The 20,157-nt window shown below is 40.8% G+C and carries 17 protein-coding genes; 2 read left to right on the top strand and 15 right to left on the bottom strand.

The genetic code is table 11. The features are described 5' to 3' along the window. Positions 1-100 precede the first annotated feature (100 nt). The 7 genes from V7L95_RS15485 to V7L95_RS15455 all read right to left on the bottom strand — a co-directional run bounded on the left by V7L95_RS15485 (position 101) and on the right by V7L95_RS15455 (position 11,108). Positions 101-481, bottom strand: a complete 381-nt coding sequence (locus V7L95_RS15485) for a NucA/NucB deoxyribonuclease domain-containing protein (protein ID WP_234932518.1) — start codon at positions 479-481, stop codon at positions 101-103. A 227-nt stretch (positions 482-708) separates the two neighbouring features. Beyond that, complete coding sequence (locus V7L95_RS15480) at positions 709-2,703, bottom strand: glycosyltransferase family 39 protein (RefSeq protein WP_048002684.1); 1,995 nt, start codon at positions 2,701-2,703, stop codon at positions 709-711. Between the two features lie 146 nt (positions 2,704-2,849). After that, positions 2,850-3,758, bottom strand: a complete 909-nt coding sequence (locus V7L95_RS15475) for a trypsin-like serine protease (protein ID WP_008343827.1) — start codon at positions 3,756-3,758, stop codon at positions 2,850-2,852. A 383-nt stretch (positions 3,759-4,141) separates the two neighbouring features. Continuing rightward, entirely contained in the window at positions 4,142-7,285 is a 3,144-nt protein-coding gene (locus tag V7L95_RS15470; RefSeq protein WP_340967146.1) for a bifunctional cytochrome P450/NADPH--P450 reductase, read from the bottom strand. A gap of 21 nt (positions 7,286-7,306) precedes the next feature. Next, complete coding sequence (locus tag V7L95_RS15465) at positions 7,307-7,888, bottom strand: TetR/AcrR family transcriptional regulator (RefSeq protein WP_017359589.1); 582 nt, start codon at positions 7,886-7,888, stop codon at positions 7,307-7,309. A gap of 228 nt (positions 7,889-8,116) precedes the next feature. After that, entirely contained in the window at positions 8,117-8,827 is a 711-nt protein-coding gene (locus V7L95_RS15460; protein WP_017359590.1) for a DUF421 domain-containing protein, read from the bottom strand. Between the two features lie 64 nt (positions 8,828-8,891). Beyond that, the gene (locus V7L95_RS15455; protein WP_210552447.1) at positions 8,892-11,108 is read right to left on the bottom strand and encodes an RNA ligase; all 2,217 of its coding nucleotides are present in this window, start codon (positions 11,106-11,108) and stop codon (positions 8,892-8,894) included. Positions 11,109-11,220: 112 nt separating this feature from the next. Here V7L95_RS15455 and V7L95_RS15450 point away from each other — a divergent pair, with 112 nt between their 5' ends. Further along, positions 11,221-11,412, top strand: coding sequence for a hypothetical protein (locus V7L95_RS15450; protein ID WP_081114950.1), 192 nt, complete (start codon positions 11,221-11,223; stop codon positions 11,410-11,412). A 13-nt stretch (positions 11,413-11,425) separates the two neighbouring features. On the opposite strand, the gene V7L95_RS15445 is transcribed toward V7L95_RS15450, so the two are convergent. The 8 genes from V7L95_RS15445 to V7L95_RS15410 all read right to left on the bottom strand — a co-directional run bounded on the left by V7L95_RS15445 (position 11,426) and on the right by V7L95_RS15410 (position 19,537). Next, positions 11,426-12,334, bottom strand: coding sequence for a DMT family transporter (locus V7L95_RS15445; protein ID WP_265786166.1), 909 nt, complete (start codon positions 12,332-12,334; stop codon positions 11,426-11,428). A 330-nt stretch (positions 12,335-12,664) separates the two neighbouring features. After that, on the bottom strand, positions 12,665-13,387 hold the full coding sequence (locus V7L95_RS15440) for a lactate utilization protein C (RefSeq protein WP_340967134.1): 723 nt from the start codon (positions 13,385-13,387) through the stop codon (positions 12,665-12,667). Next, positions 13,384-14,808 carry a LutB/LldF family L-lactate oxidation iron-sulfur protein gene (locus V7L95_RS15435; RefSeq protein ID WP_265786167.1) on the bottom strand — a complete coding sequence of 475 codons (1,425 nt, stop codon included), beginning with the start codon at positions 14,806-14,808 and terminating at the stop codon, positions 13,384-13,386. The genes V7L95_RS15440 and V7L95_RS15435 overlap by 4 nt, the downstream gene beginning before the upstream one ends. Before the next feature lie 21 nt (positions 14,809-14,829). Further along, positions 14,830-15,546, bottom strand: a complete 717-nt coding sequence (locus V7L95_RS15430; RefSeq protein ID WP_035700904.1) for a (Fe-S)-binding protein — start codon at positions 15,544-15,546, stop codon at positions 14,830-14,832. 247 nt (positions 15,547-15,793) lie between these two features. After that, entirely contained in the window at positions 15,794-17,332 is a 1,539-nt protein-coding gene (locus V7L95_RS15425; RefSeq protein WP_246877077.1) for a M48 family metallopeptidase, read from the bottom strand. 282 nt (positions 17,333-17,614) lie between these two features. Beyond that, positions 17,615-18,466, bottom strand: coding sequence for an SDR family oxidoreductase (locus tag V7L95_RS15420; protein ID WP_008343941.1), 852 nt, complete (start codon positions 18,464-18,466; stop codon positions 17,615-17,617). Positions 18,467-18,601: 135 nt separating this feature from the next. After that, the gene (locus V7L95_RS15415) at positions 18,602-19,015 is read right to left on the bottom strand and encodes an Rrf2 family transcriptional regulator (RefSeq protein WP_076821674.1); all 414 of its coding nucleotides are present in this window, start codon (positions 19,013-19,015) and stop codon (positions 18,602-18,604) included. Positions 19,016-19,063: 48 nt separating this feature from the next. Continuing rightward, entirely contained in the window at positions 19,064-19,537 is a 474-nt protein-coding gene (locus tag V7L95_RS15410; protein ID WP_076821676.1) for a VOC family protein, read from the bottom strand. A gap of 159 nt (positions 19,538-19,696) precedes the next feature. Between V7L95_RS15410 and V7L95_RS15405 the strand changes: the two genes are divergently transcribed. Further along, the gene (locus tag V7L95_RS15405) at positions 19,697-20,140 is read left to right on the top strand and encodes a DUF2188 domain-containing protein (protein ID WP_060832353.1); all 444 of its coding nucleotides are present in this window, start codon (positions 19,697-19,699) and stop codon (positions 20,138-20,140) included. Positions 20,141-20,157: the final 17 nt, after the last annotated feature.

Genomic DNA, 20,157 nt, shown 5'->3' with positions numbered 1-20,157 from the left:
CTGATGGATTGATTGTACCACTGAATCTTTTGTACCTGCTAGCTCGAATACGCTCCTGTTGAACAAAAAGAGCCCCTCTCAAGGAGCCTCTTGTCTATGTTTATTTGACAATAAATAAAATTCGTTTCCCGTCAGGATACCCACTGATTTGATGCCCGCCCCATGAACCAGCGCCTCTATTATCTGATGGACTGACATATTGAACGCTCGCCCCCTTTCCTCCTTCAAGACACACCGCCATCGGCCATTCATCCCGGTCAAAACCAGGTTTTGTGGGAATTCCTTTTAATGATTCTTGCCTGCGGGCATCTGCCCCATTTCGGTCAATGGTACACACGTCTGAGTGTCCTTTTCGAATAGCTTCTTGAATATGACTGCCTGTTTCAGGATACCGTTCCTTAGGAAATTGAATCACATGATCATAACGATCTGCCCCTTTTGCGAAACGATCCTCTCCAAAACCACCTAATAACGCACCCATCCAAATGACAAAACAAAGAACGACAGCAGCGATCCAGCCTTTTCTCATCTTCAAAAGCTCGTGACCTCCTCATACTTTTGATGAAATGATGTTGACTTGAAGGGAATGAGTCATTTTTAATGTATGAGTGGCTGAGTGATGACATGTGAAAAACATGAGCTGAATCTTCCTAGATACTGATCCATAAGAAAAAACGAATGATCTCTTCATCATTCGCCTTGTTCTACTTAAGATATTTCATCTACTCTATATAATGTTTCGTTTTGTGAAGACATCTCGGACGGCATCCCCTCTTCAGCTGATGAGGATCGTTTATATTCTTCAGATAAGATGACTGTACCATGTGATTTAATCCAGCTAACCAATTTGCTGTTAGCTGATGACTGATTGTCTGGTAATAAAAAGTATTTCACCTTTCCTTGTTGAATAAGTGCTTTTAATTTGTTGACAGTCAAAATAGGATCTGTCCCATTAAAACCACCTAATGCCATGACATTCTCATCTTCATCAATGATATATGGCGCTGCGGTAACAGTCGTAAGCATTGCAAATAAATACGTTTCACCTGTTTGATGAGCCTTTAAATAAGTGAGTAAGCCTTGATCGACACTAGATGTAAACATGTTCCCTCCTCGTGAACTAGCCAGCTGTACACCTGCCTCTGGAAGAACAGCATTTCCACCATATATGATTGGGGTGGCGGACCAAAAACCTGGAAACAGTAACAGCGTTGTCAAAGCAGTGATGAGCAGTCGTTTCATTATCAATTGTTTTTCTCTATACATCAGCAATAGGATAGCGATACTTGTTCCCGCAATCGCAATGGCATACATCCAAATACTACTGATTTGAGTCGTATAGTTACTCAAAATATACCCTTGGAAGATGGCTGTAACAGCGATTGCTGCTGGAAGCAAATACGCAGATACTCCTTTGTTTGCCTTAAATAACTCTTTCATCTTCTTAGCTCCTATGCCGCTTAGTGCTGCGATAGGCGGGGCAAGCATAATGAGATAGTAATGGTGAAAGAAACCCGCAATACTAAAGAATCCGGCAGCAGGAATCAGCCATGCTGTCCAAAACATCGTTTGTTTCCATTCATTTAATTGAGCTTTTCTCTCCTTCCACCAACTGATGATCATCCCTAAAAGCCCAAACAAAGCAAACGGCAGCATCCAGCTGATTTGACCTGACAATGCAGATTGAAATAAACGAAATACGCCGGGATTCCCAGTGCCATACATATTCATACTTTGTTGACCTACAGCACTTCCAGGCGGAGAACCACCACCTGGACCATGTTGAGGTGGCATCATTTGATTTTGGGATGGAGGCGGCTGATTTCTGTTTGACTGATCCTCTGACGAATCGCCTAATCCAGAATGATCTGGCATCACCATACCTGCTTGCTGGTTCATGTCTCCAAAGGATTTCCCTGTCGTCTGACCAAGCAGCCGTTCCGTGCCGTTATAACCAAAGGCAAGTTCTAACACTGAATTTGTTTGGCTGCTTCCCACATAAGGGCGCTCACTTTCAGCTGTCATATCTACAGCAACTGCCCACGATAGAGATAAGCAGACTAATACGACCATAGAGCATAAGAGAGAGAAAATTTTCTTTTTTAACGGTACGCGAGCAGCAATGAAATAGTAGAAAATAAATGCTGGAACGACCATAAACGCTTGCAGCATCTTCATATTAAATCCTACCGCTACCAAAGCGAAGGCAATAAGAAGCCAGCGCAACTTCCCTCTTTTTACAGCACGCATCAAGAAATACGTACCCGCAAGTAATGTGAAGACGAGCATACTGTCGATATTGTTCGTTCTGCTCACAGCTGCGGCAATTGGTGTGAGAGCCATAACGGCCGCTGACACCCTTGCAGCACCTTGACCGAAAGCCGGTTTTATCATGAGATAAAGAAGAAGAACAGACCCCACTCCAGCAAGCGCCTGCGGCAATATCACACTCCATGTATGAAAGCCAAAAATAAGTGCACTGATGGTTTGAATCCATAAAACGAAGGGTGGTTTATCAATTGATACGAATCCAGTTGCATCAAACGAGGCATAAAAAAAGTGATGGAAGCTTTTGGACATACTTTTGACTGCAGCTAAATAATATTGATTGGCACTGTCATTCTGCCAAATTTGATAAGTGTAGAGAAAAGCTGCGATCAGTAAAATCAACAACAATATCATATCTATTTTTTTATTTTTCACTCATATCTCTTCTTTCTTTTTCATTTATTTCATTCAGCATAGCTTTTAAATATGAAATAGTGATGAACAAAAAAAGAAACTTTTCTGCATTTGACGATAAAAAAAGCCTGTCCCCTGTAAAGGAAACAAGCTGAATGCCCTATTTTTTATTGCGCCTTCGCATAGTTGATAAATTCAACAAAAGCAGCAGTCGCTTTTGGTCCGCCGTTGATCGTTCCGTTTGAATAACCCGCATTATGGACCCCAACGATTTGTTGGTTCTGATCTAGCATCGCAGAGCCAGAGTTTCCGCTAAATGTATCGATCGTATAGTATGCGAGATTCGTATCTTCTCTCGTGACTGGACCTGACATTTCCCATTGTGACACTTTGCCAGTCGATCTCATTTTATCACCTGGATATCCAGAAATTTTAATCGTTGTACCTGTTAGATTTGTCACTTGACGAATAGAGCGGTAGCCGACCGTATTTCCAATGTTCGTATCTGTTTTAATGACGGCAAAATCATATTGACTCGCCCCCGTGTTGATATATCCGCTTGGTACATAGAATTCGGTCATGTTTGCTGAGCCGTTCACGGCCGTGCTGTCATTCATGCCTGGGTAGACAGACCCTTTTGCACTATAGCTTCTTGTGGCTGTATTGTAGACACAGTGTCCGTTTGTCAATATTTTGTTTGGAGCAATGAGTGTTCCGGTGCAGCTAGATCCGCCAAATGTAATATAAGCAATAGAATTATAGGGGGCTACTCTTGTATTCGTCACTTTTGTTCTACCATCGTCTCCAATGACTACTTTTGTTTGAAAGTCTTTTAAATATTTTGTGAGTGGTTTTACTTTTTCGCCAATAGTAGAAGAGAGATCATCCACTTTGTCAAAGGATGAGGGGGTTTTCATATCGTTGTGGAAGTCAGCTGAAGAAATCACCTTTCCGTCAGAAGTCACCATGTCATAGTCAGACGTAAGTACTGAATCAGATGCTGCATGGGCAAAACTAGGCACACTTAAAGCACCAAAAACGAGTAGAGAAGGGATTAATTTTTTCACCTTTTTCATCATATTCCTCCTTTATGTCCTATATCAAAAATGATACGATTGTTTCATATTGGAGTAAATGAGAGAATATTCTTATTTTTTACAAAATATTTCATTTGTAAATTAGGTGTTTTGTATCTTCCAAATATTTATTCTAGCGATCTCTCTTTGAAAACAGAAAAAACCGCCAATTTGGCGGTTTCAAGATTGTTGACAAAGGGCTAAAATGTGATTTATTTTAGCCCTTTGTCTTCTTTTCAGTGTGATAGAAAACCTTTGCAGCCCTAGGAAGGACGAGTACTGGAGCGAATTTGACATTCGTGAGCACCAGCACGCAGGACTGACAAAGAATGTGAGGGTTTGTCTACATGCTGAAAACCGCCAATTTGGCGGTTTCAACATGATCAGCTCCATACATCTTTTACATATCTGTTGTCATTGGCTAAAGATGTCAGCCATTGTTCAGCTGTTTCTTTCGCACACTGTTTCTCAGTCTGATACAGTTCAATAAGTGTTGCCTCGACATCTGGTGCCATGACCTTTCCATCCCCGCAAATATACAGGTAGGCGCCTTTGTCGAGCAATTCAATGAGCTTGGCTCCATCATTTTTAATGAAGTGCTGGACATACACTTTTTGCTCCTCGTAGCGAGAGTAAGCACGGTGGATGGTGACGGCTCCTTTTTCTTGTGCAAGCTGCATTTCGTCATAATACAGATCATCTTCATGCGGGTGGCGGCAGCCAAAATAAAGATGGGCTTCACCTAACGACTTCCCTTCATTTTGCCAAGCTTCCCTTGCCTGAATGAACCCTCTAAACGGGGCGATACCTGTTCCTGGTCCAATCATGATCATTGGTATTTCAGGAGAAGGCGGCATTTCGAATCCTGCTTGAGCTTCATGAAGGAAGCAGGCCACTTCATCTCCTTCTTGCAGTCCGCATAAATAGTTTGATGCGACGCCTGCATATTCACCGCGTCCGCTCCATGATTTTCCTTTCACAACAGCTACTGTGATACTAAGCCTCTTTTCATCTACCTTTGGCGAACTGGAGATCGAGTAATAACGAGGCTTCAATCCTGGTAAAAGGGCTAAAAAATGAGCAAATGGCAGTTCACATGCTTCGTACTGTTCTAGTAAATCAAGCATGGTCACACGCTTCTTTAATACAGCTTCTTGATAAATTTCTCCCGCCATTTGTTCAAGTTCAATACGATGAGGTGGGCATACCGTATATTTTGCAAGTTCTCTTAGCTGAGTACGTGTCACAGGCTCTTGCAGCTCTACATGTGACGCCAGCAATTCTCCGACTTGAATTGGCTGATTTAATGGTAAATGACTTGCTTCTTTTTCCGAAGAGAGTATCATGTGCTGATCTGGATCGAGCTTAAAACGATCGGTCACTCGCTGAACGAGTGTTGCACTATTTTTTGGCACGATTCCGATATGATCTCCTTCTTTATAGTGCTTGCCTTCAGGTAATTGAAGTTCGATATGCCTTGTTTGGCGGGTACTTTTTTCAGATTGTAATTCTTGATTTTTCAATACAACAGCTGAAAAGGCACCGTATGTTTTAGCAACAGGACGTTCCACTAGCTCATTCGTATATGCAATGGATAGGTTTGGCTTTTCTTGGCGTTTCTCCTGCAAGGTTAAATTGAATTCTTTTGCAAGCTCATCGAAGACTGTCTTCTGGAATGTTTCTTTATCTTCATCCATATCACCGCCCGCATCGCCTTCACCAATATCCGTTACACGCTTCGCCCTTTTTCTTTCAAGTGCTTCATCAATCAGACGAGGAATACGCTGATACGTGCTCGCCCAATTTCGATCCCCACACCCAAAAACTGCAAATGTCACATTTGATAGATCCTGCTCATCATCCTGCGTCACCCAATCCACAAACTGTTTCGCATGATCAGGCGGATGACCGTTGTATGAAGCCGTTACAATTAAAACTGCGCCTGACTCTGGTAACTTTCGAGTATAATCATCAAGCGGTGCCGTTGTCACGTCAAACCCTTTTGCTTTCCCGTCTTCAGCAAATTCGTTTGCCATCTGCTTTGCTGTGCCCAGATTTGATCCGTACAAGACCAATAGCGGTGTTCCATGACTCGCTATTTTTGCTTCAGCAGATGCCGTGCTTTTTGTTGGTTCTTCTTTCGGAGGCGCCATAAAGAATTGCTGCTTTCTTGGCCGCACTTTGATTTTAAAATCATTCGGCTTAATGGTCAGAGATTCTTTTAAATCCAGTTCATACGACGTATGGTCAATCAGTTCAAGGTTGTGCAGAACCATCGCCAGAACCATCGTGGCTTCATGAAGGGCAAATTGCATCCCAATACATGCACGCTGGCCATTTCCGAACGGTTTATAGGCATGCTGTGGAATCTTTTCAGGATGCATAAAACGTTCAGGCTTGAATTCTTCTGCATCCTCCCCCCAAACCGCTTGATCCCGATGTAATTTAGGAAGCAGCACATTGACACTTTGGTTTTTTTGGATCGGATATTTTCCTCCAATGACTGTATCCTCTTTCGCATAAAGAGAGAACGTAGGCGCCGTCGGCCAGAGGCGAAGTGCTTCATTTAAGACCATACGCGTATAACTTAGTTTTTGAACCTGCTTAAATGTCGGCAGTCCGCCTTGTAGCACGTTGTCTGCTTCTTGTACGGCTTTTTTTAATTTGTCTGGATTCTTTAGTAAAAAATAAATCGCAAATGACAACAATCCACTTGTTGTTTCATGACCTGCTATTAAGAAGGTAATGATTTGATAACGGATATTTTCATCCGACAGGCGTTCACCTGTTTCAGGATCCTTTGCATGTAGCATGAGAGATAGTAAATCATTGCCCGTTTTATCTTGTTTTTTCCGTTCTTGAATAATGTCATCTACTAATTGCTTCATAAAATCAACATCTTGTTCAAATTCTTTTCTTCTTTTGATCATTAATTTATCTGCGACCGGCAATCTGCTTGCTTGATCCATCGCTTCATTTAAACCATTCAGCATGCTTTCAATAAATGGATGTTGATTTTCTTTATAAAAGCTGTTAAATCGAAAATCAAAACCGCATAGCCCGATCGTATCTAAAGTGAGCTTTGTCATATCCTCTGCTACTTCAATTTCTTCATCACGGCCCGTTCTTTGCCATTTTTGTACAAGCTGTGTGGCAATATCGAGCATCATCTCATGATAGCCCTTCATGGCCTGCTGGCTAAACGCCGGCATCAAGATGTGATGAGCCTTTCTCCAATTCGGCTCTTCTGTCCAACTTGTAAATAACCCATCCCCTGAAAATGTTCTCACTTTATTGAGACTGCTTCCAATGAATTTATCAAAACGCCTCTCATCAAATACTTCTTTGGCAAGTTCATGGCTGGAAACAAAAATACTTGTTGCTTTTGAAAATTCAAACTGAAAGATCGGCCCTAATTGATCTGCCAGCCGCCAAAAAGTTTGAGAAAGCTCTCCTTTTTTGATATGAGGAATATTTTTTAAAGGTCCGTATGTTTTTGGTTTTGGAATGATTGATGTTTGTTGCATGTGCCCACTCCCTTTATTTCTTTATGATGCAACGCTAATGGCACGCCATAAGCATTGCTCAATATCTTCTAAAAATTCAATCGTTGGTTCAATTTCCTCTGCTAGAATCTGTTTATGAAGCTGAACGAACGCTCCAAATACAATGGATAAAATTGTTCTCCCTGAAAGATTTGGATGAATTCCATCCTTTTTGCCTTCTTCAAAAATATGAAATAGCTCATTTAATAGCTGCTGCATCTTCTCTTTACTTTTCTCATCTAAATAGTGTGAGCGTTTGTCAATTTCTAAGAAGTACAGACCACTTGGATTCTCTTTTGTAAAGAGCACTAAGCAATAAAAGACATGTTTGAAATAAGCCCTAATGCTTGCTTTAGGGTCTGGACTGTTTGTATTCACCTTGTCGATAAATGCAGTCAGACTTCGCTGGTATAAAATGTTCACAAGAGCTTCTTTACTATCAAAATAACGATAAATGGTTCCTGCTCCAACATTGGCTCTTTTCGAAATCATCGGCATCGTTGTACCGTCAAAACCCCGTTCAATAAATAAGTCCAGAGAAGCCTTCATAATCTGCTCCTGTTTATCAGTAGTTGCTGCGGGCATTTCATCCTCTCCTTTCGTTTTATCAGGAATGAATGTTCATTCCGCTTGATGTATATTATATTAATATTTTAAATTCTTCTATTTATACTTAAACATACTTATTTTTCTCCGTCACTACATTTTTTGAAAATAATAATAATTGAGAAATGATACCTAGATAGATGACATCCAAACGACTTATAAATATTGGCAGTTCTGTGACGCGCGGGTGTCGACTGAACTATATGTTCATTCTTGGTCAATTGGAGAATGGATGTGATCGTCATATGTATCAATATATAAACTGCCATTACTTGAACGAACCGCATAAACAATGTCTTTTAAAGACAGCTGCCTTTTTTGAATTTCTTCATATATCCACTGCTCCGTTAATTGGTTTTCATGAAGGTTTTTCAAAATGAGCTTTCCGTCCATAATGACTTCAATGGGCATGTAACGCTCTGCCTGCATCCATAGGTTAAGATCTTTTCGCGTGACATAATCAAATGAAGGGTATTTTTTCACCGACATATGCCCATCTGTTTCAATCATTGCAAATTCAACTTCACTAATGTCAAACACATTCTTTTCTCTGAGCTGTTGATTTAAATAATCAAGTGTATACCTCATTCCTTTCATATTCTCTTCAAGGATTTTGCCATTTTGAATCACAAGCGTTGGTTTACCGGCCATAAAACCTCTCACCTTCCGGCTTCTTAAAGCAAGTAAAGAAATCACATAAATAATGATCACAAGTGTCACAAAAGAAATGGTTGTGTGATGAAGCGGAAGCGTAGTATTAAACGCCAAGTTCGCCGCAATTGAACCTAGACTGATCGCCGCAATGAAATCAAAAATATTCATTTGTGCAATGGTTTGCTTTCCAAGAAGACGGGCACCGCCGAATAAAATAGCAAAAGCGAATATGGTTCGAAGAATGACTTCAATATGATCTGGCATTTCAGCTTCCACCTTTCGATTTCATGAAAAAAAGCCTTTTCTTTAGAAAAGACTCTTTGTTAGACTATGCATTTATTCCGTCATTATTCAAATGGGCCGCTTCTGTTTGCTCAAATTGTGAACGCAGCTCAATGATTGAGCTGTTTCTCACGTTTACTGGATCTTGCTGGAGTAGCCATGTATAAAATCTTGCTTGCTCTGCTGTTTGCAAAGCCTGCATATATTTTTGGGTGGAGCGCTTATCTGCAACACGCTGTTTAATGGATCGCATTTGCTTCCAAAATTGATAATAAGAAAGCTTTAACTTGGTCATAAAGCCACTATTATCCTCAATGACATAACCTTCTTCTTTGATTGTGTCATCATGTGATACAGATTGATACCATTTATAGAAAGAGGTCCAATCATGAAACACTGCCACTTGCTGTTTGCACCGCATGCCAAGCTGTTCACTGAGCCTTTTCACTTCAGCAAATGGTTCTTTTTCATAGCTCAGCTGACGCTTCACGATATCAAGTAAAATGAGTTGATCATGATCATATGTGATAATATGCGGGTCTTTCTCTGGCAAAATGACTTCAAATACAAGGGATACATGGTTGTCACGTACGTATGATTTGATGTAATCGACCTGCACATCGTCAAAGGTCGCATAAAATAGCTCTTCGACCCAAGCAGCATGCTGATTTTGCTTCACATGTGACGTATACGATTTGGACGTAAACACCAGCTCATCTTTTATTTCGTTAAACCCAACCGTGCCTAAGTATCCATTTGCTTTATCATAGACCGTCACAGGAAATTGAAGATGATTCACTAAATGCTGCATTCTTGTTTCAGGACGTTCATCAATATTAAAGAACTTATTATAACTTCTAGACACAATCTGCTTTGAAGTCATATTGATAAACAACCCTCTTGCTTTGACATTTATTTCATCCCATTGTCTTTCACTAAATGCTTTTTTGGTGAAATTAAAAGATGAAATATCGTGTGGCAGCTTTAATTCCTGTACATATTCATGCTGATCTAAATGGGCTAAAAAATCATCCAGCGTCAAATTGGGCTGAACAAAGACCGGTTGCTTGTTTTCAGAAGCTCTGTAGACAGGATTGTCAATTTCATGTGTCTCAATCCCGCCTGCTGTGATTTTTAACACACGCAGCTGTCCGCCAAATTCAACCTGACCTTCGAGATTATAAGATCTTTCCGCCGCTTGGATAGGCAGTCTATATAAATTGCGATGACCGTGAATTTGAATGATATCTAATCCAGCAGTATTTTGCACAAATAAGTGGTCAATGTCATCTGAATATTCACCTACTCCGTGAATAAGCTGCTGCGTTGAGACATGCAGAAGCTCTTCTGGCAAATGGGCAAGCCCACCATGGGTGACAAGAAATGTCTGACCATGATACGTAAAATAGGTGAGCTGATGAAATGTTCTGACAAACTTCCTTAATTCTTTTAGGTCAAAACCTGCTTCCGCAATTTCAGGCGCAGTATGACGGTTAAACATATTACTTCTCACTTTTTCTTCATGTGCATATTTGTAAAGATGCTGATCATGATTTCCTTCAATGACGATCACATTGCGGCATTCTCTATGTGCCAGCATCCATTCTAAAACTTCCTTGTTTTCTATTCCTCTATCAAGCAAATCACCTGCAAAGATATAAAGCTCGTTTTCTTTCAAGTCTCCTTGCAAATAAGTATTTAGAGCTGTGTAACAGCCGTGAATATCACCGAAGACGTGAATGGCCTCATACTGATCAAAAGACCTGGGCTGATACGTCATAATGGCTGGATATTCCTCAGGCGTCAAAACGGTTACCCATGAAGGCACCTTCTCTGTCTTTAACCGTTCATTCATTTGATATAAAACAGATTCCTTCACTACTTTGTGCGGCTCTCGACAGCGATTTTGCAGCAAGGCTGTTTCAAGAGGCACTTGCGTAAAATCGACGACATACACTCTATAGCGGTATGAAGTAGCTAATGATTTATACTGCGAAATGGACTTACTTGTGACATGTGTTGCATCAATGACAGTAAAGTCTCCTCGTTCCATTCGGGCTGTGAGGAGTTCAAATAATAAAGACCAGACTTTATGATCATGTTTGCTTGAAATTTCTGGTTTCCCATTGACTGATAACTGCGGAGGCTGGGTTAACAGACGGATCTGATCCGCTGATAATGTATATGGTTCTAAGCCTTGTTCTTTGATCCAAGTTGATTTACCTGCACCTGGGAGACCTCGTAAAAGGACTAAAGTTCTCATAATGGTTCTCCTTTAATGAGTGATATTTTACCTATTATAGATAAATTATGGATAAATCTCAATCTTTTATTGAATATGGTAATATATAGATATCGAAAGGGAGGGGTTACATATGTCTAATGAAGAGAGGGCTGCATTCAATATTGGGGATATTGTATTTCAAGTATTTTCTCTTCTATTCATCGCATTGATCGTGACCATCGTTGTCATCGCGATTCGAATGATAAGAAGAAAACAAGTGGAATTGAAGAAAGTCGAGGCTAGATTAAACAAAGTAATTGAAAAAAATCATTTAAAAGAGTAAAAAAATCCGGGAGTTAACCGGATTTTTTTGTTTTCATCACGATCCCTTGTCGCTGCTGCATCAAAAAGAAAAAGACACCTAAAAGAACAAGAAGACCACCGAACATTTGTAGCAGCGTGACTTTCTCTCCAAGCAGTAAAACAGCGAGTATCGTTGCCCCAACAGGTTCGCCTAGAATACTCATTGAAATAGTTGTCGCATTCACATAGGTTAACAGCCAGTTATTAATCACATGGGACATGGTAGGGATAATGGCGAGCAGTAAGAAAATCCCCCATTCTTTACCCGAATAGCCTACAAAAGGCGTTTGCTGTATAAGGTTAAATAAAATTAAAAAAAGGCCGGCAAAACCAAATACACAAAAACTATAAATCCAATGAGATATCTTTCTCACAGCTTGTTGACCGATTAATAAATAACAAACAACAGCGATTACACTGAAAAAGGATAAAATGTCTCCTATAATGGCGTCTTGGTTATGTCCGATATCCCCCCATCCAATCATGAGCGCACCAACAATCGCCGCACACATTGTGAAAATGGCTGACTTCGTTGTTCGTTCACGAAAAATGAGAAATCCGCCTAATAATGACACCATCGGCTGAAGTGCAATGATGATTGTAGAGCTCGCCACTGTGGTGAGCTTCAATGAGCCGAACCACAAAACAAAATGGAGCCCTAAAAAGAAACCTGACATACATAAGAAAAACCAGTCTCTCCGCTTTAACGAGACAAGCTCTTTTTGACGCGGCAGAATAAAGGGAAGCATCAAAACCGCCGCAAATATCATTCGATACATACTTAAAATAGCAGCAGGCGCACTTGACCACTTCACAATAATGGCCGAAAACGAAATCGCAATGATGGAGATCACAAGCGGCACCGCAATCGACTTCTTTGGAGAATTTGTCTTCATTTCCATTAGCAGCTTCCTTTACATCAGCAGTAGATGAGCTTCTCATCTTATATGACGTCATCTTACTATGACTATTCGCCTAGAGGCAAGATGAATTTTAAGAATGTTTACATAAAAAAAGCTTTCTTCACGAAAGCCCCAGATTGTTGACAAAGGGCTAAAATGAACTTTATTTTAGCCCTTTGTCTTCTTTTCAGCGTGATAGAAAACCCTTGCAGTCCTAGGAAGGACGAGCATCGGCGCGGAGCGAATTTAACATTCGTGAGCACCGAAGCGCAGGAATGACACCGAATGCGAGGGTTTGCCTACACGCTGGAGCTTTCTTCACGAAAGCCCTCATTCATCATCTATTAATACATACACAGCCCGCACCGGCCCATGAACACCAACGACTAAATTCATTTCAATATCGGCAGAATTACTTGGACCTGATATAAAATGAATGGCGCCTTTCGTCTGCTCTCCTTCTTCTACTAGGCGATGAAGAGCTGAAACAGCATGAATCATCCGCGGGACAATTGTGCTTTTTTCAATACATACGATATACATCATCGGTAAAAAATGAAGTGCTCTCCCTTGACCTTGATGGGAGGAAAGAACAACGGTTCCGGATTCTGCAAGTGTGTAATCGCTGAATACCACTGCATATTTCGCTTGTTCTGCCCGCCTTATATTTTCTTCTCTTAATGTATCTGCATTCCAGCTAGTGACTGAGATTCCTTCTTTCCGCAAGGCTTGAAACATAGGATGACATTCATATTGTGCAAAACGTCTATCGCTCGAAGTCATCACAGGACCTTCTCCATACTCTTTCATCAATAATCGTAACGTTGAGGGTGCTTCTTTTGGCGTTGTTTCTACCACTTTCGTATAAATTTGCTGACATTGCACCTTCAATTGCTCTACCAATTCTTCTTTCGACAGACCTTCATTTGTTTCCCAATTGACTCGATGCTTCCAAACCGGACGCCGAATAGATGCAGGCTTGGAGGAGCTTTTGCCTAATTGTTGCTGGATATGTGCTAAAAATGGATCTCGATGAGAAATGGTTCCTTTCATTGCCGCTCCTCCTTTTGTTTCTTTTTAAACCAATCCCGAAACCTTTCTTTGCTTGGCGCTGGGAGGTCACGAATTTCTGTCCAATTCTTTAAAGGACCCTCACCTTTTGAAATCTGTCCGTTTGAAGCCATACGTTTCAAGAGCACAGGGGCTGCTTTTGTGCCAAATCGATACATTCTAGGAGTGGATACGCCCATTCCGAACATTTTCATTGCCATCATTTCCGCTTTAGGCGCTCTCCCCTCTTTTTCAACGATGACTTGTCGATGTTTGATTAATAATTCGTGAAGTGGAATTTTCACTGGACAAGCATCTGTACAGGCTGCGCACAAACTTGAGGCGAAAGGAAGCTCTTGGTAGTCGTCATATCCTCCAAGTAGCGGCGAAAGAACAGCACCAATCGGACCCGGGTAAATTGATCCGTACGAATGACCGCCAACATGCCGATAAACGGGGCACACATTGATACAGGCTGCACACCGAATACATTGCAAAACTGGCTGAAATTCTGTCCCTAATATGTTTGACCGTCCGTTATCCACAATGACCAAATGGAACTCTTCTGGCCCATCAACTTCTTCTTCTCCTTTTGGCCCCACGACAGAGATATAGCTTGTTAACTTTTGACCGACTGCGCTTCTGCACAATAGACCGACAAGGACATCGAGCTCCTCCATCGTTGGTACAAGCCGCTCCATCCCCATGACTGCGATATGTGTCTTTGGAATGGACGTGACAAGATCCGCATTCCCTTCATTCGTCACAAGACAAATCGATCCTGTGTCAGCCACAGCAAAGTTACAGCCCGTCACACCAATGTCTGCTTCAAGAAATTTTTCTCGTAACAAAGCTCTTACAAATTTGGTCATTTCTTCAGGAGTCTCTGACATATCATATCCAAGCTTTTCGTGAAAAACTTCCCGTATTTGTTCTTTCGTCATATGAAGGGCTGGTGCCACGATATGTGAAGGTGGTTCATGGTCATCAACTTGAAGAATATATTCTCCAAGATCGCTTTCAACTACCTCGCAGCCAATCTCTTCTAGCGCTTGATTCATTTCAATTTCTTCTGTGACCATTGATTTTGATTTCACGATCTTTTTTGCTGCTTTTTTTTGTGCGACATCTTGGATGTACGCCGATGCCTCTTCCTTTGTTTTTGCAAAAAACACATGACCTCCACGTCTACTCACGCTCTCACTTAATTGATATAAGTAGTCATCAAGGTGGGCAAGTGTATGCTGCCTGATGTCCTCTCCAAGTTCACGCCACTTTTCCCAGTTTCCAAGCACTTCACTTGCAGTCATCCGTCTTTTATACAGACGCTCCTGTGCAGAGGAAACAGCTCCTCTCATCACAGCGTCTTCTAATCCTTCGCCGATCCGCTCTTTAAAAGCCTTCTCTCCAATTTTCATACTCATGTGCCGTTCCCCCTCTTAGCTTCAGCGGCTATTCAACACTTCTGCGATATGCATCACTTTAACTGGCTTATGAAGACGATTCAGCCTTCCCCCGATATTCAGCAGACATCCACAGTCAGCACCGATGATATATTCAGCGCCTGTCTCCTCTATGCTTTGTACTTTTTCATCGACCATCTGCTCAGAAATGGGTGTCATTTTGATTGAAAAAGTTCCTCCAAATCCGCAGCAATTTTCAGCGCGAGGCAATGGTTCCATCACCAAATCTTTGACATTTGACAACAGTGTGAAAGGCGCTTCCTTAATTCTAAGCAGTCTCGTCATATGGCAGGAGGTATGATAGGTGGCTTTTCCTTTCAAACTCGCTCCTACATCTGTTACATGTAATATATCAACAATAAATTCCGTTAATTCATATGTTTTCGCAGCAAGTGCCTGAGCACGGGCGAACCACGCTCGGTCTTCTTTAAAAAGGTGCGGATATTCTAAAAACATGGCCTTACAAGAACCTGATGGTGTGACGACATATTCAGCTGATTCAAAGGCTTTCATCATATTTTTGGCCGCTTTGATTGTTTCTTTTGTATAGCCGCTGTTAAAGGCGGGCTGCCCGCAGCACACTTGTTCTTCAGGGAATTCCACTTCAACACCAAGCCGCTCTAATACCTCAACAGTCGCCTTTCCTACATGTGGCTGCATCGTGTCAATGATACAGGTGACAAATAAACTGACTCTCATCGGCGAACTTCCTTTCTTTTGCTGCACTTTGATTTGTATCTGGTCATCTGATGACTAAATAATGGCCCTTAATTTCATTTTAATTCCAAATTTCTGAAATTTCAACGAACGGATTTGTCTAAAATTTGGACATCATGCTTGTGAAGGTACATGAAAAAAACGCCCTTTTTATAGGGCGTTTGAGAACATTCATGTTTTTATTTCTTCATACTACCGAAGGAAGTGTCGTCTTTCACACAAACCGCCTTCACTTCATGATTTTCTTTATGTGATGAATTCGTTTTTCAAAAGAAGGATGACTTTCACGCCATTCAGATTTTCTTCCATCATCTCCATCTTCTTCAATCAAATGACTTAATTTTATCAAAGTATTGAGATATAGAGTTTGATTCTCAAGATGGTGAACAGCAAAGCGATCCGCCTGAATCTCAAATAACCGACTCATTTTCTTTGGCAACCACTCCGTCATAAATATCATGATCAATACCCCTGCTGGGAACAACAGCATATATTGCCACCAACCATTGGCAAGCATCACCTGTCTGGCATAATACATACTGATTCCCATAAGTAAGGTGACAATCACAGTGAGGTAAATGGTGAAATGCGCATGTTTTAATTTTACATGTCCCATTTCATGGAATAAGATCGCACGAATTTCCTCTGTATCAAACTTATTTAATAACCCTTCCGTCACATATAGATTGACTTTTCTTCTAAACGGAAGTTGAAATGAATATATCCAGGCATTCACATCATGTTGTGAGTCTTTTTTTACCCATATATTTACCTTTTGGTTCGTTTGATGCTCAATATCTTTGCAAATATTTATGAATTCGTCCGTCCGTAAGACTTCATACTTATTTATCATTTTTTGAATGAATGAGTAACCCATAATAAATAAGATGACTAGGGCGAAATACCAAGCACAAAATAGAAAAAGGTGATCCATAACCTTCGCTTGAAACGCCAAAGGCATGACTAAATAAGAGCCGAAATATATCAAGGATAATGTGATAGCACCAAATAAAACGGCTTGCTCCCTAACGTTCAGGAAGAATGAATTTCCTAAAGTGTCTTCATTTTCTCCTAATACATCAGAAGAATCTTTTGTCACATACTCAAATGAATAAGCTGTCAATAAGACTGACAGGAAACTAGGCACAAGTATAGAGAGAATCATACTCAACACATAAGATCCTGTAACTGATAGCACGTATCCCATTAAAAAATAATAATTTAATCCCAAGGGAAGAAAAATGGCTAGAACAAAGGGAATGAATAATGTGAATAGGTTTTTCATCGATTCATGAAGGTTAAATAGGAAAAATAACAAAGCGGGCAAAAGAATTCCCATTAAAGTCATGAATGTAACAAATGCGATGCTATACTTAAAGTTTGTGTTGATCTTAGTTGTTTCTGTTAGATTCGTTAGATTGTATGTAGAAAAGAAGGGATTTTGCGTTACCTGTTCCATCATGATCGTATCATCATGGATAGGTACAAAGCCTTTTCTTAGAAAAACCAATGCCTTATCATTCATTATTTTGTCTGTTTCAATCTTACTGATTCCATTCGCAGATGGGATCTGTGTGAGATTTATGTACTTTCCACTTAATTGAAGGGATGCTTCTGATGGGCCATTGAAAGAACCGTCTTGATAGGTTAATAAAACGTCACCCTGATATAGCGAATGAGCGACGAATACTTTTGGATTGCTTTCTTTGTTCGAATCAAGTAAAACAAATGGTGAAACAACGGCTGAACGAAAACCGAGTTCAATCATAATGACGATGATTGTGATCATACTGGCAGTCAAATAAGAGAGGAAGGCTTTGCGTAACATGTCATCACATCCTGCTGTTTAATAGGATTAAAACAAAATGAATATCTTGAATAATGTATTTCATAATAAAGTAAGCGTCATTCATTTGCTGGAATCATCTCATAAAATTCTAACATCTACATACAAGAATATGTACGACAAAATGGACATTACACCTATATTTTAAATAACGGATCAACAAGGATAGAAAAAACGCCCTTTTTACAGGGCGTTGTTAATTGTTTAGTTTGACATCATTTCTCGTATTCTATCTTCAATAGGTGTTAAAGAGCGGCCTAATAGTTTTTCGAAATCATGGCTTTCGACTGCTAATGCCCCATCGCGAATTCCGCTTTGCATCGCTTTGACAAATGGAACAGCTTCTTTCGGTACACCATTTGACGCTAAAAATTCTCCAAATGTATCTACATCCATGTGCTCTACTTTGATTTCTTTCCCGCTCACTTTGCTGACCATTTGTGCAAGTTCAGTGTGTGTGCGAAGCGGTCCTGACAATTCATAGATTTCCTGATCATGTGCCGGCAGTGTTAACGCATTTGCTGCTGCTTCTGCATAGTCATTTCTTGTTGCCCAGCCGACTTTACCTTCACCAATTGGGCTGATAAACGGCGCTCCGTTGACTGATGCCAGAATCGTATCTTTTTCATTTTCCACATACCAATTGTTTCTTAGAAAAACATGAGGGATGCCAGAGGCCAAAATCGCTTCTTCTGTTTTTGCATGGTCATGTGCTAGGTTAAGCTGACTTTCTCTTGCATTGACAACACTTGTATAAGCAATAAATGACACATTCGCTGCTTTCGCTGCTTGGATGGCATTGATATGCTGCTTCACGCGGTCTCCATCCCCAGACGAAATGATCAAAAGGCGATCAATCCCTTGAAACGCTGATTGAAGTGTATCCGGCTGTGTGAAGTCTCCCTTGCGCACATCCACCCCAGCTTCCTTTAGATGGACTGCTTTTTGCGGATCTCGAACACTGACCGCCAATTGTTCAGCTGGTACTTTTGCGAGCAAATGTTTGACGACGAGCGATCCAAGTTGTCCTGTTGCACCTGTCACTAATAATGTCATTGATTTGACCTCCTCATTTTTCGTTCAACGGTGATGTTTCATGTATGAAGCAGCTGGTTTCTTGCATCAGATCATTCGTTATAATCAAAATGGTTACAACAAAGGGGTAAAAAAAGCTCTATGTATGAGCTTTTTCTACTCCGCCTCGATTAATAATTGCTTAATTGTCACTTGTTTAAGATGATGCTCAAGTGCGGACTGTGCTTCTTTAAGTTCTTGCCGCAGTCTCGTATCCATGGCTTGACCAATTGGACATGCAATGACTGGTTGATGAAAGTTAAATAACTCTTCATTTGCGCTTACATCCACAGCCCGGTACACATCTAGTAGAGTAATGTCCTCTGCCGGCCTTTTTAAGGAAGCACCGCCAACTCCTCGGCGAATCTCAATGAGATCCGCCTTTTTGAGCATAGCCATCATTTTTCTGATAATGACTGGATTCGAATTGACACTTTCTGCAATAAAATCCCCTGTGCACTCTTTTGAAACACCCGCAATAAAAGACAAGATATGAACAGCAATGGTATACCTGCTGCTAATTTGTTTCACATTCCTTCACCACCGTTGTAATCAATATAGTTACAATGAGCGGTTTTGTCAATCAATAAACGGATGTTTCTTTCTTTCCCAATCTTCAAATGTCATCATCTCATGATTTTCTCCTGCATCAATTTCAAGCGGTGCTATGCATTCAAGCAAATTGCCATCTGGGTCAAGAAAGTAAATGGCAGCATGAAATTGTGGTGGATTATCAAGAACTAAAGGCTGCTGCTCTTCCGAAAAACCAAACATCGGATGAATGCTGATCCCTTTTTCTATCAGCCATTCTTTGATCTGCTCAATGCTGGATGTTTCTATTTGGAACGCAACATGTCGAGTGGCTGGATGATATGGAATAGTGGATATATCAGCCTTCCATAAGCCAAGCCAGCTCTTTCCTTTCTCAATCCATAGAAAAGCCACTCGTTCATTTTCATGAGCAAGTGTTAATTCCAATTTTTCATAAAAAGAAATGGATGCCTTCAAATCACTCACAGGTAAATGTGCTTCATACAAGCCTTTCATCATCATTTCAATCACTCCTTTACTATCTTCTATTGTGCAGGAATTGAAAACATTCTTCCTCAGCAAAACGATGTATTTCAACCAAGCCATTGGATTGAGATGGTTAAATGTTTGATCCATTGCATATGGGGGAAGGTGTTCAAATAAAAGAAAGGAGCGTTCAATATGCCTTGGACAATGGAAGATTATCCAGCTTCATTCCAATCACTAGACAAAGTCATTCGAAAAAAAGCACTTGAGATTTCCAACAAAATGGTGCAGGAAGGCTATGAAGAAGGTAGAGCGATTCCAATTGCGATCAATCAAGCGAAAGAGTGGAAAAAGAATGCGACGGAAAAAGAAATGGAGGACTTTCACTCTCATGGTTCTGTGACTCCTTCTAAGAAAAGCAGCTCTGCACGACCTGAGCTCATGGATCATGCGCAGCATGTCGTGAAACATGATGAAGGCTGGGCGGTTCAAACTGAAAAAGCGAAGCGTGCAAGTGAGGTAAAAGAAACGAAACAGGAAGCCATCGACCGCGCGAAAGAGATTTCATCTAAAAAAGGAACAGCAGTTGTCATCCACCGAACAGACGGGACGATTCAGGATGTGGTGAAGCCAAAATAAGACCGCCCTTTGGGGAG

The sequence above is a fragment of the Bacillus sp. PPSBB_11 genome (assembly GCF_038023285.1).
Lineage (GTDB): Bacteria > Bacillota > Bacilli > Bacillales > Bacillaceae > Bacillus > Bacillus altitudinis.
Note: the sequence above shows the minus strand (reverse complement) of the source record. Positions and strands in the feature narration are given on the sequence as shown.